This is a genomic window from Dactylosporangium sp. CS-047395, assembly GCF_050942185.1.
GTDB lineage: Bacteria > Actinomycetota > Actinomycetes > Mycobacteriales > Micromonosporaceae > Dactylosporangium.
In genome coordinates this window covers 2,338,441-2,354,888 of the sequence record NZ_CP192015.1, presented here as the reverse complement: position 1 = coordinate 2,354,888, position 16,448 = coordinate 2,338,441, and the positions used below count along the sequence as shown (strand labels likewise).

Genomic DNA, 16,448 nt, shown 5'->3' with positions numbered 1-16,448 from the left:
AGCCTGAACAGCCGGTAACCCGCCCTTCACGAGTACAGAAGGCAGGTGAGGGCCACGGCGCCGGCCGGTGCGACGGGAACCCCGTCGAGCCGGCCGGCGTCAGGCCGCACACGTGATCAACTACATCTTGCGCCGCCTGGTCACCGCGGCACTGCTCATCGTGGCCGTCTCGATGGTCACCTTCGCGATCTTCTTCCTGATCCCGAAGGCATCGAACGCAGATCCTGCCGAGATGTACGTCGGTAAGTCGGCGACCCCGCGCGACGTGGAGGCGACGCGGATCAAGCTGGGCCTCGACCAGCCGATCTACGTCCAGTACGGCCGGTTCGTGAAGGGCCTGGTCGTCGGCCGCGACTACAACAGCGGTCCGTCGATCACGCACTGCTCGGCACCCTGCTTCGGGTACTCGTTCCGCACCGACCGCGAGGTCTGGCCGCTGCTGCTGGACCGCCTCCCGGTCACCATCTCCCTCGCCATCGGCGCCGCGATCCTCTGGCTGGTCGGCGGCGTGGCGGGCGGCATCATATCCGCGCTGAAACGCGGCAAACTCGCCGACCGGGCCGTGATGATCATCGCGCTCGCCGGCGTCTCCCTACCGGTCTACTTCACCGGTCTCGTCTTCCAGTCGCTGTTCGTACACCAGTGGAAGATCTTCCAAGGTGGCGAGTACATCAACTTCGTGGACGACCCGTGGGGCTGGGCCAACAAGCTCTTCCTCGCCTGGGTGAGCCTCGCCCTGCTGTTCGCCGCCACCTACGCGCGGCTGACGCGGGCGCAGATGCTCGAGACCATGGGCGAGGACTACATCCGCACCGCCCGGGCCAAGGGTCTGAAGGAACGGGTCGTCATCGGCAAGCACGCCATGCGCGCGGTGCTCACGCCGATCGTGACGATCTTCGGCCTCGACCTCGGCACGCTGCTCGGCGGCGCGATCCTCACCGAGCGGGTGTTCAGCCTGCCCGGCATCGGCAAGCTCAGCGTGGACGCGGTGACCCAGAAGGACCTGCCGATCATCCTCGGCGCGACCCTCTTCGCCTCGTTCTTCATCGTCATGGCCAACCTGATCGTGGACGTGCTCTACGCCGTGATCGACCCGCGGGTGCGGCTCCAATGACCCGTTCCCCGTCCCGGTCCCCGCTTCACGGCACCCCAGGAAAGGAGTGAGCATGTCCAGCAGCCTGCTCACCGACGGCACGCCGAGCCCGTCCGGGCCCGGACCGCAGACCGCAGCGTCGTTCCTCGACGTGCGGGACCTGCGGATCCACTTCAACACCGACGACGGCGTGGTCAAGGCCGTCGACGGCCTGACGTTCCAGCTCGAGCGCGGCGAGACCCTCGGCATCGTGGGCGAGTCCGGCTCCGGCAAGAGCGTGACGAGCCTGGGCATCCTTGGCCTGCACCGGCGCGGCTCCGCCCGGATCTCGGGCGAGGTCTGGCTCGACGGCGAGGAGCTCATCGGCGCCTCCCCCGAGCGGGTCCGCCTGCTGCGCGGCGACAAGATGTCGATGATCTTCCAGGACCCGCTGACCGCGATGCACCCGTACTACACGGTCGGCGCCCAGATCATCGAGGCGTACCGGGTACACCACAAGGTCAACAAGAACGACGCCCGCAAGCGCGCCATCGAGATGCTCGACCGGGTCGGCATCCCGCAGCCGCAGAAGCGTGTGGACGACTACCCGCACCAGTTCTCCGGCGGTATGCGCCAGCGCGCGATGATCGCCATGTCGCTGGTCAACAACCCGCAGCTGCTGATCGCCGACGAGCCCACCACGGCGCTCGACGTGACGGTCCAGGCCCAGATCCTGGACCTGATCCGCGACCTGCAGTCGGAGTTCAACTCGGCGGTCATCATCATCACCCACGACCTCGGCGTGGTGGCCGAGGTGGCGGACGAGATCCTGGTGATGTACGGCGGCAAGTGCGTCGAGCACGCCACCGCGCAGAACATCTTCCGCCGCCCCGAGCACCCGTACGCCTGGGGCCTGCTCTCGTCGATGCCCCGCGTCGACCGGGAGGTGCGCGACCGGCTGGTGCCGATCAAGGGCAGCCCGCCGTCGCTGATCAACCTCCCGAGCGGCTGCTCCTTCCACCCGCGCTGCCCGTACGTGGAGCGCAACGGCATCCCTTGCAAGACGGTCGAGCCGACCCTGGCGGAGGGGACGCCCGAGCACGGCGTCGCCTGCCACATCCCGCCGGCGGAGCGCAACGCCATCTTCAAGTCGGACATCGCCCCGAACCTCTGAGGAGCACGACAGTGTCGACGACGACAGAATCCCAGCCGGCGGCGGCGCCACAGCGCAGCGGCGAGAACCTCCTCGAGGTACGCGGCCTGGAGAAGCACTTCCCGATCATGCGGGGCGCCTTCATCAAGCGGAAGGTCGGCGCGGTCCGCGCGGTCGACGGCATCGACCTGGCCGTCAAGACCGGCGAGACCCTCGGCCTGGTCGGCGAGTCCGGCTGTGGCAAGTCCACCACCGGGCGGCTGATGACCCGCCTGCTGGAGCCGACCGGCGGCCAGGTGCTGCTCGAGGGCCAGGACATCTCGCACTTCGGCGTGGGCAAGATGCGCCCGCTGCGGCGCGAGGTCCAGATGATCTTCCAGGACCCGTACTCGTCGCTGAACCCGCGCCACACGGTCGGCTCGATCGTCGGGGCGCCGCTGCAGGTGCAGAACATCAAGACCGCGCACGGGCAGAAGCGCGAGGTGCAGCGGCTGCTGGAGCTGGTCGGGCTCAACCCCGAGCACTACAACCGCTACCCGCACGAGTTCTCCGGCGGCCAGCGCCAGCGCATCGGCATCGCCCGGGCGCTCGCCCTGCAGCCGAAGCTCATCATCGCCGACGAGCCGGTCTCGGCCCTGGACGTGTCGATCCAGGCCCAGGTCGTGAACCTGCTCGACGACCTGCAGCGCGAGTTCAACCTGACCTACGTCTTCATCGCGCACGACCTGTCGGTGGTCCGGCACATCTCGGACCGCGTCGCCGTGATGTACCTGGGCAAGGTCGTCGAGGTGGGCGGGCGCGACGGGCTGTACGCGACGCCGCTGCACCCGTACACGTTCGCGCTGCTCTCGGCGGTGCCGGTGCCGGACCCGTCGCGGCGGGACAAGGCGCAGCGGGAGCGCATCCTGCTCACCGGCGACGTGCCGAGCCCGATCGACCCGCCGTCGGGGTGCCGCTTCCGGACCCGGTGCTGGAAGGCGCAGGACCTGTGCGCCCAGGAGGAGCCGATCCTGCGGGAGCTGCTGCCGGGGCAGACGGTGGCCTGCCACTTCCCGATCACGGATGACGAGCGGTCGGCGCGCGGGGCCGAGAAGGCCCGGGCGGCGGCGGCCGAGATTCCGGTCGACACGGCTGAGGACCCGTTCGCGGAGCCGATCGCCTGATCGCTGTTGTCATGAGCCGGGGAGTCGCCGTTCTGGCGGCTCCCCGACTTCGTTTCGGGCCCGTTCGGCCTACGGTGTCGGGCATGGACGCCGATGAAAGCATGCGACTGGCCCGTCTCGAACGCCAGGTCGCCTTCCTGTACCGCCACTTCGGCCTCGACCCGAACCTCGCCGAGTCGTTCCCGGGCCGGCCCGCCGGGATGCCACCCGAGTTCGCCGAGGCGCTGCGGCAGAACAACCTCATCGCCGCCATCAAGATCTACCGCCAGGTGACCGGCGCGGGGCTGAAGGAGGCCAAGGACGCCGTGGAGGCCCTCATCAGGAACGCATGACGAGCCGGCCGCCGAGCATAGCGTCGACCTTGCTGATGAGCTGGCTGGGGCGCAGGGGCTTCATGAGGTAGTCGCTGGCGCCGACCATCTTGGCCTCCTCGCGGCCCCGGAGGCGGCCGTAGGCGCTCAGCATCAGTACCGGCAGGTTCCGGGTGGCCGGCTCGGCGCGGACCTTCTTGCACAGGTCGAGGCCGGAGACCCGGGGCATCCACATGTCGGTGACGATCATGTCGAAGGTCTTCTGCTCCAGGGCGGCCAGCGCGGCCTCGCCGTTCTCGACGGCGGTGACGTCGACGCCGGCGCCCTCCAGGGCCATCGCGAACAGGTCCCGGATGTCGGCGTCATCCTCGGCCACGAGGATGCTGGCGACCGGGGGTGGCTTTGCTACCGGGGTCTCCTCGGCCGGTTCCTCGTCCATCTGGCCAGTTTAGGATCATGATCGTGGCGTATGAGGCGGCTTCGGGCCGATACCAGGACATGCTCTACCGGCGCAGCGGCCGCAGCGGGCTCAAGCTGCCGGCCATCTCGCTCGGGCTGTGGCACAACTTCGGGCACGAGCGGCCGATCGAGACCCAGCGCATGATCGTGCGGCGCGCGTTCGACGCCGGCGTGACCCACTTCGACCTGGCCAACAACTACGGGCCGCCGCCCGGGTCGGCCGAGAGCAACTTCGGGCGCATCCTGGCCGAGGATCTGCGGCCGTACCGCGACGAGCTGATCATCTCCACCAAGGCCGGCTACGACATGTGGCCCGGGCCGTACGGGGAGTGGGGGTCGCGCAAGTACGTGCTGTCGTCGCTCGACCAGTCGCTCAAGCGGATGGGGCTCGAGTACGTCGACATCTTCTACTCGCACCGCCCCGACCCGGACACCCCGCTGGAAGAGACCATGGGGGCGCTGGACGCGGCGGTGCGGGCGGGCAAGGCGCTGTACGTCGGCATCTCGAACTACACCCCCGAGCAGACCGTCGCCGCGGCCCGCATCCTGCGCGAGCTGGGGACGCCGCTGCTGATCCACCAGCCGTCGTACTCGATGCTGAACCGCTGGATCGAGCCCGAACTGCTCGACGTGCTCGAGGAGGCCGGTGCGGGATGCATCCCGTTCTCGCCGCTGGCGCAGGGGTTGCTGACGAACCGGTACCTCGGCGGCATTCCTGACGATTCGCGCGTGCGGACCAGCCGCTTCCTGAACGAGAGCGACCTGACGCCGTCGCGGCTGCAGCTGATCCGGGCCCTGGACGAGGTGGCCCGCGAGCGGGGGCAGAGCCTGGCCCAGCTGGCGCTGGCGTGGGCGCTGCGGGACTCGCGGGTCACTTCGCTGATCATCGGGGCCTCCAGCGTGAAGCAGCTGCTGGACAACCTCGGCGCGCTGGAGAACCTGGCCCTCTCCCAGTCGGAGTTGGACCGGATCGACGGCCTACTTGCTGAGGAACGCGCCTAGCGCGCTGATCACCGGCTGGAGGGCGGGCGGGATCGACCCGTCCTTCGCCGTGATCTGCTTGCCGGCGTACGTGACCGTGTACGTGTAGGCGTCGGCCACGTTCCCGCCGTCGTTGATCGTGGGCATCTTGTTGAAGTCGGCGGTGGTCAGCGCCTCCTTGAGCGCGGCCAGCTCGTCCTCGGTCAGCTTGCCGGTCTTGGTGCCCTGCTTGGTCTGGATGGTGTACGACCCGTCGGGCTTCACCGTCAGCGAGTCGTTGTTGCCGGCCAGCCCCCCGGTGCGGGTGAACGTCACCAGCGAGTCGGTGTTGGTCGCGTTGCCCCCGGTGTTGCTCTTCGAGCTCGGGTCGGTCTGCGGCCCCGCGCTCGTGCCGCCGGCCGCCCCGGCACTGCTGCCGGCGCCCGCGCTGCTGCCGGCCGTGGGAACACCGGTCGTCGCGGCACCGCTGGCTCCGGCCCCGGCCTGGTTCGAGTCGTCCGAACACGCGGCGAGCGCGAACGTGAGCGTGAGCAGGGCGGCGGCGAGGACTCGGGACTTCATCGTGGTTCAGCTCCATCCATAGGTCTTGCTCATTGGACCACGGCGCGGTACGAACGGTTCCCCCGAGATTTTGTCGTACCCCCTGTGCATGATGTGCCCATGCACCTCGCCCCCTACCGCCGCGTTCTCGCCCTACCGGGCGTGCGGTCGCTCATGCTGGTCGCCCTGCTGGCCCGGATCCCGATCACGGCGATCGGCGTGACCATGACCCTGCACGTCGCTCAGGACCTCCACAAGGGGTATGGGGCGGCCGGCCTGGTAGGAGCGGCCCTGACGGTCGGCACGGCGGTTGGCGGCCCGCTCAACGGCCGCTTCGTGGATCGACGGGGCCTGCGCCCCATGCTCGTGGTGACGACGGTGGCCGAGGCCGTCTTCTGGTCCATCGCCCCCTTCCTGGCTTTTCCGGTACTGCTCGCAGGCGCCTTCATCGCCGGCATCTTCTCCCTGCCGGTCTTCTCCGTGATCCGCCAGTCGATCGCCGCCCTGGTCCCCGCCGACCAGCGCCGCCAGGCGTACGCCCTCGACTCCATGTCGGTCGAGCTCTCCTTCATGACCGGCCCGCCCCTGGCCGTCCTGCTGACCAGCGCCCTCTCCGGCCGAGCGGCCATGTGGTCGATCGGCGGCGCCATGGTCCTGGCCGGCATCGCCCTCTTCATCACCAATCCCCCGGTCCACACCTCGCACACCGAGGGCCCGGCCGCCCCCGTCCGCCGCCGCGACTGGCTGACCCCGCGCTTCGTGGCCGTCCTGGCCGCCGCCTCCGCCACCACCATGGTCCTGGCCGGCACTGACCTGGGCATCGTGGCCATGCTGCAGGCCGCGAACCAGGTGGGCCTGGTCGGCACCCTGCTGGCCGCCTGGGCCGTGTACTCCCTGGTCGGCGGCTTCATCTACGGCGCCCTGCCGCGCGGCCTGCCCTTGGTCGTCCTGGTGGGCGCCCTGGCCGTCTGCACCATCCCGGCCGGCCTGGTCGGCGACGCCTGGCCCCTGCTGTTCCTGACCCTGCTCCCAGCGGGCGTGCTGTGCGCCCCGACCTTGACCACGAGCGCCGACCTGGTGAGCCGCCTGGTGCCCCCATCGGCCCGCGGCGAGGCCATGGGCTGGCACGGCTCCTCGCTGACCGTCGGCCTGGCGATCGGGTCTCCTTTGGCCGGCTGGGCCATCGACGCGGGCTCACCGGCTTGGGGGTTCGCGGCGGTGGGGTTGGTGGGGGCGCTGGCGGCGGTGATCCTGCTGTTCTTCCGGCACCTTGACGCTTCTGCGCCGGCCGCCGACTCCCCCGCCACCGCCGACGCCTCCGTCGCCGCCGCCGACCCGACTGCGAACGCCGCGAACGCCGCAGACGCCGCGGGCGTCGCTGGGACTGCGGGTGTTGCGGGCGTCGCCCAGCCGACATCGCAGAGCGCTGCTCCCGCCCACTGATCCGGGCCCTGTTGGACTGCGCCTCGGTCGACTGCGGGTCCGGCAGGCAACGCGGCCACCACCCACCGCATCGCACCGCAACCCACCAGACACTAACTCCGCCTGCCACCGCCGAGCTGTCCTCCATCGCGGGTCAGCGGGGCGCGGGCGGGCTTCTTCCATCGTGCTGAAGTGCTTGAACGTTCAGCATAAAAACCGCGGTCGTCAGTTAAGAGTGAAAGATTGGAATGAACCCAATCTTCGGATAGTGCCCACTCACAAGAGGGACGGGGCCGACACGAAGGTGTAGCCCAAAGCTTGGATGCCCTCGATCAACTGCGGGAGGTACTGGAGGCCCAGAAACGGGTGGTAGAAGAAGCTCGCCACGTTGTCCCGGACGACGAGTTGGCGCTTGGCCGAGGCCAGAAGATCTGGGGCCAGCCGGACGCCGTGCTGGTTAAATCTTTGTGTTGCAACGTTTCCAAGTGTTTCCGGGATGACCGGTGTCCCATATGCGTCCTTCACGAGGTATGGGAAGTACTGGCTCACTGAGCGTGTACCGGCGCCGCCGAGGATGCCGTTGAAGTACAAAACCTGCTCGTATCTGGCCTTGATGCCCGGCGCCGCGGCGATCGCGCGGTAGTCGGCCGCACTGGCCGTGTAGTGCGGAAACTCCCAGATGTCGGGGGGCGTCAGGCCCGCCTTGGTCCACTCCTCGCGGGCGGCGGCGAGACGACCCAGGGCCCAGTCCGCGGAGTCGTCCGGCACCGGGCCGTCCAGGACCACGACGCCGGCCTCGTCCACGTGGGCTCGGTAGAACTCGTAGTCCTCGGCGCTCACGCCGTAGGGGTTCGGGCCGCCGGCGAAACCGTGGGTGTAGCCGTGCATGAGCAGGGTTCCGCCCTGGTCGACCATGTAGCGCAAAGCGGCCACGACCTGCGGGGACTCGCTCAGGGTGCGGTGTACCGGCACGCCGCCGGAATAGACGCCCTTGGCGTCGTCGTAGACGGGGAATACCGCCACGGCGAACGGGGCATTACGAGAATGCAGATAATCGGCGATTTGGCGCAGCTGCGCCGGGTCCGAGTGGGGGCCGACGTCCTCGATGCGGACCAGGGCGCGGTGGCGTTCGGGAGTTTTCGGGGCGAGCAGGTCGTACAGGATGTCCGCGATGGCCAGGTACCGATCGTCGAAGGTGACGTACGTGAAGGGCACCTCCGCCACGTACGTCAGGCCGCCGACGCGCACCGCCCAGGGCCGTGACGTGCCGTCGGGCAGGGCGGCTTCGGCGAGGCTCGTGGAGTACACACCCTGGGAGAGCACCGCGTGAACCAGTCCGCCGGCGTCCGGGTTGCGGGTCAGCCCGACGCCTCGATAACGGATCTCCGTGGGGATCGCATCGTCGATCGTCGCTGCCTGAAAACCGATTCCGGGGAATTTGGCGATCAACTGCCACAGGTTGCCGCCGAGCCACAGGACGTTCGCGCCGGCGGCGACGTCGGACAGGAACGCCGCGGGCAACGGCTCGTCGTAGGTCGATCCGATATAGATCGTCAACACGTGTCGCTGTGCCGTTCCGGACGTGTACTTCGTCACTGGCAGCGCCTGCCACGCGCCGAAGTGGGAGGCCAGATTGCCTGCTTGGACGGCATACAGCTCGCCCAGGGAGCCGTATTGCCCGGTCGTGTCATACAGGACGAGGACCCCGCTGGGCGGGTATGCAGGAGAACGGCTCGGCGACGGGCCCGCCCCGGAAGTACCGATTGGAGAGGTTTTGCAGGCGCTCAGCACCGAAGCGGCCATGACGACCAGCACGATCCCGATGACCATGACGGCGAGGCGCCGGACGGGGTCGACGGTGACGGACAGTGTTCGGCGGACTGCGGCTCGAAGCATGAGCAACTCTCCGGAGAAGTCGCCACCAAGGCTACCAAATCGGGCGCAATCCCCCCGCCGGTTGGCGTTTCCCACCGGGTTCACCGACAAACGAGATGGTTGCGTCCGTCACTCAGCGCGGTACGATCCGGCAAGGCCGCCCTGCGGTGATCGGTGTGGAACCCCCTCCACATCGCACCGCTCGTGGCAAACCCGACGGAGGGCGATCTTGACTCGTTGCTGCCCGCTTGCAGCTTGCACGCCGGACGAGCTCGGCCGTTCGCGGCCAAGCGCCGGGACGGTGGTGCCGCGGCCGGCAGCAACCGCCCTCGGGGTACGGCTCAAATGCACAGAGAGGTCCGCATGAGCACGGCGATGCAGGTGCGGCTGCGTCACTGGCCCGGGATGAAGGTGTCCTGGCTCGGTGCCGGTGCGGTCGTTCACTCCGGTGAGGAACCCAGCGCGGGCGCGGCGACGCTGGTCGTCAGCCCACACGGCTCCACCGAGTGCGCGGTGGTGATCAGCTCCCACACGGTGAAGCTGCAGCCCGCGATGATCGAGGAGCTCGCGGAGGTCCTCGCCAACGGGCTGCCCCGCGGGTTCACCGCGATGCGCTTCGTCGCCTGGGACGGCGCCTGCGCCACCAATGAGCGCCCGGCCGCCGCCCACATGATCGCCCAGCGCCTCGGCATCGACGTGATCGCCGCGGCCGGCCCGCTGCTGGGGGTGCCCGGCGGCTCGCTGTTCGCCCCGGTCGGGCGCGGCGAGCAGCGGCCCGGAGGGTTCTGGCGGTTCCGGACCGGCACGCCCGCGGTACGGGTGGGCTGGCGCTTCCCGACCCCGGCCTGGGAGTCCGACCTGTGCACCGAGATGCCCGAGCTGCCCGGTGACCTCGTCCTGGACCAGATCCCGGCCGGCCTGTGGCTGCACCGCCGCCGCGTCGGCAGCGTGACGGACCTCGCGTACTCGGTGCCGACCGACCACGAGAACCCCGCGATGATCCTCGGCCACCCCGGCGACGAGCCGCTGCACCGCGAGGAGCTCGCGCGCGCCGTCTCCGCCGTGCCGACACTGGCCGCGGACCGGTGCGTCTTCACGCCTTACGGGCAGAATCCCATCGCCGAGGGTCCCGTCGGTCCGGTGGTGGCCGACGTCCTCGGTCGCGCCGTGCACGTGCGCACCGGCCTGCCGCTGTGCGCGCCCGCCGGCCAGCGTGCCGTGGTCACGATCGACAACAAGGGCCTTCCCCGCTGGCGTACGTTCGCCCGCGAGCTCTGGCACGCCCCTCGCACCGGCGCGCCCCGCCCGGTCGACTGGATCAACCCGTGCCCGGACGTGCTCGGCACCCCGGCCGGCCAGGCCACCTTCGACCTCGGCTCCGGCTGGGTGCTCGAGGTCGTGCAGGCGGGCCTGTGGCTGCGCCCGGAGCACCTCAACGACCCGGCCGACTGGGTACGCGAGCTGCCGGTCGACGTGAACCGCTGCGCCGTGATCGTCGGGGCCCCCAACGCCGCCGAGATCCCGCCGCCGGCCCACACGATCGCCGAGATCCTCGAGAAGCTGCCGATCGACGCGCGGAAGCGGGCGTACATCGCCGTGCCGCGCGGCGCCGCCCCCAACGTCTTCATCCTCGCCACCGGGCTGCGCGAGTCGCTGCCCGAGCCGGGTGAGGTCGAGCTGGTGGCCTCGCCGACGCCGACCAACACGGGCGCCTTCCCGGCCGTCACCCCGGACAACGCCCCGCGCCACGGCCGCCACGGCGACGCGAACGGGCCGTACCTGGTCGACGGGCGGCCGGCCAACGGGCACCCGTCCGGCGCGCACCCGACGGTGCCGCGGTCGGCCCCGCACGAGCAGGACTACGAGCGCGGCTACAACCCGCGCACCGGCCAGTTCCCGGCGGTACCGCAGGAAGCTCCGACAACCTCGTTCGACGCCCCGCGGATGCCGCGCAACGGGTCCTCGCCGGCCACCGGCGCCTTCCCGGCCGTCTCGCCGCACACGGGCTCGTTCCAGGCGGTCCCCGAGTCGCCGACCGGATCGTTCGCGCCGCTGACGCCGAACGGTTCGCAACGTTCCGGGCGTCCTGGTGGGTACCCCACTGAGCCGCCGATGCAGCAGCCCCGCCAACGACCGAACGGCGACAGCACCGGCTCGTTCCCGGCGGCCCAGTTCCGCGGCGCCAACCCGGACGCGACGGCGCCGATGGTGCCCGTCGTTCCCGGCCCTGTCCACGGTCCTGGTCACGGCCATGGTCCTGGTCACGGCCCCTCGAACGGGCACGGCCCGGTCAATGGCCACGGTGGCTACGCCGGTCCGCCGCCCAACGGGTTCAACGGGCAGCAGCCCAACGGCTTCAACGGGCAGCAGCCCAACGGCTTCAACGGCGCCCCCGGACACGGGCCGTCGCACCCGGACCTGCACGTGGCCCCGCCGCGCGCGTTCCACCGCGAGGACCAGCCCCTGCACCCGGCCGGCCCGGGAGCGCCGCACGGGTACAGCTTCGACGCTCCGGACTACGACGAGCACCACTTCGACCCGGTGACGCCGCCGCCCTCCCGGCACCACGAGGACCCGACCGGCTACATGCCGACCCAGCGTCCCCCGATGTCGGACGAGAGCGAGCCGGCCGACGACACCTCGTCGGTCACCGGCCGCGAAATCCGCTCGCACAACAAAAAGGGCAAAACCGTCCGCGCGGACGACAAGACAAGCACGCAGGAACTCGACCGGCTCCTCGGCTTCTTCGACGAAATCCGCCGCGCGAAGGCATGGGACGAGGACCCAGGCGACCAGGCCGCCAAGCGCGCCGCGGCGGGCCAGCCCCCGGCCGGTCCGCGGCGAGCCCGGCACTGATCTAGACGCACCGACCCGGCCCGTCCGTTGCCACGGACGGGCCGGTTTTTCTGCCGCCATCCATCCGGGTTCGTACGTTCGTCACCCTCCCCCACGCCACCCCGCCCGGCACCCTGGCTCGCGCCTCTCCCACGCCGCCCCGGCCAGCACCTTCGCTCGCGCCGCCCCCGCCACCCGCCGGGCACCTTCGTTCGCGCCTGCCCTACACCACCTCGCCCGGCGCCCTGGCTCACGCCCCGGCGCGATGCGGCGGCCCAGCTTCGTTGACACCTGGATGACACCTGCCCCGGATTAGGCTCGGAACGTCGAGAAAACGGCTTATCAACGAGCTCGGCGCCACGTTCGGACCGGCCCCGGACGCGGTGCGGTGCCCGACCGGAGGCTGTGGCATCGATGCCGGATCCGAAGAGGGCTCAGCGCGGCACGCGGGCAGACACGCGGTGCGGCACCGCGCGGGCAGACGCGCGACGCAGCACGCACGCGGCACGGCACGGCGCGGCGCACGCGGCACGGCACGGCGCACGCGGCACGGCACGGCGCACGCGGCACGGCACGGCACGGCGCACGCGGCACGGCACGGCACGGCGCACGCGGCACGGCACGGCGCGGCGCACGCGGCACGGCACGGCGCGGCGCTGCAGGGCGCGGCGCGGCGCGCGGGCCGACGCGCGGTGCGGCGCGGGCTGACGTGCGGCACGGCGCGGGCAGACGCACGACGCGGCGGCGCGGCACGGTGGCACGGCACGGGCAGACGCACGACGCGGCACGCGGGCAGAGACGTAACGCGCGGGCAGACGCACGACGCGCTGCGACGCGGCGCGCGGGCAGACGCGCGCGGCACCGCGCGGCGCGGGCAGACGTGCGGCGCGGCGCGACACGGCAGCGCGACACGGCAGACGCGCGCGGCACGGCACGGCACGGCGCGCCAGCAAGCTCTCGGCACGGGCAGACGCACGACGCGGCACGGCGCGGTGGCACGGCACGGCGCGGGCAGACGCACGACGCGGCCCGCGGGCAGACGTGCGGCGCGGCACGGCACGGCACGGGCAGACGACGACGCGGCCCGCGGGCAGACGTGCGGCGCGGCGCGGCGGCACGGCACGGCAGCGCGGCACGGCACGGCGCGCCAGCAAGCTCTCGGCACGGGCAGACGCACGACGCGGCACGGCGCGGGCAGACGCGCACGGCACGGCGCGGGCGACGCGCAGCGCGGCACGCGGGCAGAGACGCAACGCGCGGGCAGACGCACGACGCGGCGCGCCGGCGAACGTGCGGCGCGACACGGCTCGACACGGCGCAGCGCGGCATGACGGCGCGGCACGACGCGGCAGACGCGCGACGCCAGCGGCGCGGCACGACGGCGCGGGCGACGCACGGCGCGGCACGCGGGCAGAGACCCAACGCGCGAGCAGACGCACGGCACGGCACGGCACAGCACGGCGCGGTGGCACGGCACGGCACAGCACGGCGTGGGGAGACGCACGGCACGGCAGCGCGGCACGGCAGCGCGGCGCGGCAGCGCGGCGCGGCACGGCGCGGGCAGACGCGCGGGGCAGGGCACGGCTCGGTGGCAAGCTCGGGGCACGGGCAGACGCACGACGCGGCGCGGGACGCGGGCGGAGACGTGACGTGCGGGCGGATGTGCGCGGCGCGGGAGTGGGTGGGTGGAGGGTCGGCGTGGGGCGGGGAGGGCGGTCGTTAGGATCGCACGGTGCTCGACATCATGCTGCCGCACTACGGTGAGCTGCCGTTGCTCAAGATTGCGGTGGAGAGTGTGCTTGCGCAGAGTGATTCGCGGTGGCGGTTGACGGTGTTTGACGATAATCCTGCCGAGCGGGTTACCGGGGTGCCGGAGTACTTTGCGGGGCTGGGCGATCCTCGCGTGCGGTACGAGCGGAATCCTCAGAATCTTGGTATCACCAGGAACTTTCAGCAGTGCGTGGATCGGGCCGAGGCGCCGTTCATGGTGATTATGGGGTGTGACGACGTCATGCTGCCTCGGTATGTCGAGCGGGTGCATGCGCTCGTTGAGCAGCAGCCGGATGCTGTGCTTGTGCAGCCTGGGGTTGAGGTGATCGGGGCCGACGGGAGCGTGGTGCGGACGCTGGCCGACACCACGAAGCGGCGGGTCTATGCGCCGAAGATTCAGGGCACTGTGCGCATGGAGGGTGAGGCGCTGGCGGTCAGCCTGTTGCGCGGGAACTGGTTGTATTTTCCGTCGCTGGCGTGGCGTACCAGCGAGATTCAGGCGGTTGGGTTTGATCCTGACCTCAAGGTCATTCAGGACCTGAAGCTGATCCTGGGACTCGTCACCCGGGGCGGGGCGCTGGTGGCCGACTCCGAGGTGGTGTTCCAGTATCGGCGGCACAACGAGAGCCTGTCGGCCTCGTCGGCGGTCACCGGGGGGCGGTTCAGCGAGGCGCGGTCATTTTTTCTCGCCGCCGCGGCCGGGATGGACGCGCACGGGTGGCCGCGGGCCGGGAAGGCGGCGCGGTGGCACCTGTCGTCGCGGATCCATGCGCTGACGATGCTGCCGGCGGCGGCCAAGCAGCGCAGTGGGGGCAGTGTTCGGGTCCTTACGAAGTATGCGTTCGGGAAACCTCGCTAGGACCTGTCCGGATCCGCTCCGGCCGTTCGTCATACCGGTAAAGACAGCAACCGGACACGGCGAACAGGAGCGAACGTGATGATCCCCGTGTGGCAGCAGACGGCCCCCAGCGCCCCCGAGCGAATCGACGCCGATGCGAACCTGGGCCGGCTCGCCAAAAGCGCTCAGCGTGCCGTACAACGGCTGCGCCAAGCCCTTGAATCTCAACGAGGTCGATGGAGTCTGCGGGAAGGGTGGGAGTCGAACCCACACGGGCGTGAACCCAACGCCGTTTTCGAGACGGGTGCCGGCACCAATCGGCTGGCCTTCCCAGGCCGGTCGTACAGCGGAAAGTGAGGGGATCGAACCCCCGCGGGATTGGCTCCCGTCGACGGCTTAGCAAGCCGCAGCTTTACCACTCAGCCAACTTTCCAAAGGCGGACCGTGGACCCGACCGGACTCGAACCGGTCACCTCCGCTTTGCAAGAGCGGCGCTCTTCCTGATGAGCTACGAGCCCGCGGCGGCCCCGGCGAGGTCGGCGGCAGCGAAGGAGCCGACCCGCCGGGGCCGTCTGGTCAGCGCTGGACGAGCGCGTGCCACGTCGGAATCGACGGCTTCACGCGCAGCACCATGCCCGCTTCGACGGGGGTACGGTCGCCCTTGCGCTGGTTGCAGCCCGTGCAGGCCGCAACGGTGTTCTTCCAGGTGTTCCGGCCGCCGCGGGAGCGGGGCAGGATGTGGTCGATGGTGGTCGCCTCGGCGCCGCAGTACCCGCAGCGGCGGCCGTCGCGGGCGTGCACGCCGGGGCGGGACCAGGCCGGTCCGCCGGTGAAGCGCCAGCGGGTGACGACGTAGGACACGAGCCGCACGACCCGCGGAATGGGGTACACCCCGATCACCCGGTCCGGCTCCGCCTCGTGGATCACGGCCACCTCGCGCAGGATCATGCGGATGGCGTGGCGGATTGAGACCCGGTGCAGGGGTCCGAGGTCGGCGTTGAGAACGAGAACCGCGGTCACCGGGCCTCCTCCCTTCATCTGCACATTCGAAACCAAACGATCTTGCGTACCGTGAGCGGGAGTCGAACCCGCACCGCTCCCCTTTTGAGGGGGATGCCTCTGCCGTTGGGCCACCACGGCAAGAAATGCACACAATGATGTATGTCAATGCGTTTGGGCACAAAAAAACCGCCCGGTGCAGGCCCGGGCGGCTGGCTGACTCTCGGGGGAACCCGCTAGTGCAGCCACCTGCCCGCGCGCGGCGACAAGCTACTGAGCAGCGAAGACGCTCGCTCGGTCATCGTCTGGTCTCCTGTCTCTCGTCGCCTTGACGTATTCCAAGATAGGCGCGCCGGGCGGGGTGGCGCAAGAGATTAAATAGCGGCCGTGTAATGCGCGAGGTATGAGTTCATCTCGTCGGTCGACTCGTCGCCCTCGTTGACGGCGAACCAGAGCGCGTTCTCCAGCCAGAAGCGGTGGATGAACTGCTCGAAGGAGTCGGCCACATGCACCATGTTGGCGATCAGGCCGGCCCGGTCGACGTCCTCCAGGCCGATGATCTCCAGCAGCCAGGGCGAGGCGATGACGAACGGTTCGGTGCCGGGGCGCAGGTAGAGGTACCAGATGACGGCGTCTCTCTGATCGCGCAAGAAGCGCACGACCTGGGCCGTGGGCTCGACCGGGCTCGGCACCGGACGGGGCGCCAGGTCGAAGTCGCAGCCGGTGCAGGACGGGATGGCGTCCATGAGCACCTGGCTGCTCATGAACCGGGTGAACGGCACCGGCAGCGCGATGTGCTCGGCGAGGGCGGCGACCTCCATGGCCCGCAGCGGGTCGTGCGGGGCGTCGGGCACGAGCCAGTCGAACGTACCGTCGGAGCGCGACTCGTCCACCGCCGGCAGGCTCTCGGTGGAGTAGAGCTCGTAGGTTCCGATGCTCGCCCGGGCGGCGCCCAGGTCCGTGCCCCACCAGCCGTGCGGGAAGTCGATCGTCATGTGTCGCACGGTAGTTCGGCGTCCAGGGTTCTTCC

Annotated in this window: 13 protein-coding genes and 4 tRNA genes; 8 read left to right on the top strand and 9 right to left on the bottom strand. The window is 70.5% G+C overall.

Annotation, left to right across the window (positions count from 1 at the left end):
• Positions 1-112: 112 nt before the first annotated feature.
• The 4 genes from ACQP00_RS10905 (at position 113) to ACQP00_RS10890 (ending at position 3,720) form a co-directional block, all read left to right on the top strand.
• Positions 113-1,114, top strand: a complete 1,002-nt coding sequence (locus ACQP00_RS10905) for an ABC transporter permease (protein WP_433217872.1) — start codon at positions 113-115, stop codon at positions 1,112-1,114.
• A gap of 52 nt (positions 1,115-1,166) precedes the next feature.
• The gene (locus ACQP00_RS10900) at positions 1,167-2,246 is read left to right on the top strand and encodes an ABC transporter ATP-binding protein (protein ID WP_433217871.1); all 1,080 of its coding nucleotides are present in this window, start codon (positions 1,167-1,169) and stop codon (positions 2,244-2,246) included.
• 107 nt (positions 2,247-2,353) lie between these two features.
• A complete protein-coding gene (locus tag ACQP00_RS10895; RefSeq protein WP_433223805.1) occupies positions 2,354-3,388 on the top strand; it encodes an ABC transporter ATP-binding protein in 1,035 nt (344 codons plus the stop codon).
• Positions 3,389-3,471: 83 nt separating this feature from the next.
• Positions 3,472-3,720: a ribosomal protein L7/L12 gene (locus tag ACQP00_RS10890; RefSeq protein ID WP_433058434.1), complete on the top strand. Its 249-nt coding sequence runs from the start codon at positions 3,472-3,474 to the stop codon at positions 3,718-3,720.
• Here the strand turns inward: ACQP00_RS10890 and ACQP00_RS10885 are convergent.
• Positions 3,707-4,138 carry a response regulator gene (locus ACQP00_RS10885; RefSeq protein WP_433217870.1) on the bottom strand — a complete coding sequence of 144 codons (432 nt, stop codon included), beginning with the start codon at positions 4,136-4,138 and terminating at the stop codon, positions 3,707-3,709. The genes ACQP00_RS10890 and ACQP00_RS10885 overlap by 14 nt on opposite strands.
• A gap of 17 nt (positions 4,139-4,155) precedes the next feature.
• On the opposite strand from ACQP00_RS10885, the gene mgrA reads away from it, so the two are divergent.
• Entirely contained in the window at positions 4,156-5,160 is a 1,005-nt protein-coding gene (mgrA, locus tag ACQP00_RS10880) for an L-glyceraldehyde 3-phosphate reductase (RefSeq protein WP_433217869.1), read from the top strand.
• Here mgrA and ACQP00_RS10875 read toward each other — a convergent pair.
• Positions 5,137-5,700: a hypothetical protein gene (locus tag ACQP00_RS10875; RefSeq protein WP_433217867.1), complete on the bottom strand. Its 564-nt coding sequence runs from the start codon at positions 5,698-5,700 to the stop codon at positions 5,137-5,139. The genes mgrA and ACQP00_RS10875 overlap by 24 nt on opposite strands.
• 99 nt (positions 5,701-5,799) lie before the next feature.
• On the opposite strand from ACQP00_RS10875, the gene ACQP00_RS10870 reads away from it, so the two are divergent.
• Complete coding sequence (locus tag ACQP00_RS10870; RefSeq protein WP_433217865.1) at positions 5,800-7,122, top strand: MFS transporter; 1,323 nt, start codon at positions 5,800-5,802, stop codon at positions 7,120-7,122.
• A 255-nt stretch (positions 7,123-7,377) separates the two neighbouring features.
• On the opposite strand, the gene ACQP00_RS10865 is transcribed toward ACQP00_RS10870, so the two are convergent.
• Positions 7,378-8,931: a DUF2334 domain-containing protein gene (locus ACQP00_RS10865; RefSeq protein WP_433217863.1), complete on the bottom strand. Its 1,554-nt coding sequence runs from the start codon at positions 8,929-8,931 to the stop codon at positions 7,378-7,380.
• 408 nt (positions 8,932-9,339) lie between these two features.
• Here ACQP00_RS10865 and ACQP00_RS10860 point away from each other — a divergent pair, with 408 nt between their 5' ends.
• Positions 9,340-11,832 carry a hypothetical protein gene (locus tag ACQP00_RS10860; protein ID WP_433217861.1) on the top strand — a complete coding sequence of 831 codons (2,493 nt, stop codon included), beginning with the start codon at positions 9,340-9,342 and terminating at the stop codon, positions 11,830-11,832.
• Between the two features lie 1,711 nt (positions 11,833-13,543).
• A complete protein-coding gene (locus ACQP00_RS10855; RefSeq protein ID WP_433217859.1) occupies positions 13,544-14,440 on the top strand; it encodes a glycosyltransferase family 2 protein in 897 nt (298 codons plus the stop codon).
• Between the two features lie 225 nt (positions 14,441-14,665).
• Here the strand turns inward: ACQP00_RS10855 and ACQP00_RS10850 are convergent.
• The 6 genes from ACQP00_RS10850 to ACQP00_RS10825 form a co-directional block, all read right to left on the bottom strand.
• Positions 14,666-14,751, bottom strand: a tRNA-Ser gene (locus ACQP00_RS10850).
• Positions 14,752-14,766: 15 nt separating this feature from the next.
• A tRNA-Ser gene (locus tag ACQP00_RS10845) sits at positions 14,767-14,852 on the bottom strand.
• Between the two features lie 12 nt (positions 14,853-14,864).
• Positions 14,865-14,937 (bottom strand) — tRNA-Ala (locus tag ACQP00_RS10840).
• Positions 14,938-14,995: 58 nt separating this feature from the next.
• Positions 14,996-15,439, bottom strand: coding sequence for an HNH endonuclease (locus tag ACQP00_RS10835; protein WP_433217857.1), 444 nt, complete (start codon positions 15,437-15,439; stop codon positions 14,996-14,998).
• 47 nt (positions 15,440-15,486) lie between these two features.
• A tRNA-Leu gene (locus tag ACQP00_RS10830) sits at positions 15,487-15,559 on the bottom strand.
• Between the two features lie 233 nt (positions 15,560-15,792).
• Complete coding sequence (locus ACQP00_RS10825; RefSeq protein ID WP_433217855.1) at positions 15,793-16,413, bottom strand: hypothetical protein; 621 nt, start codon at positions 16,411-16,413, stop codon at positions 15,793-15,795.
• Positions 16,414-16,448: the final 35 nt, after the last annotated feature.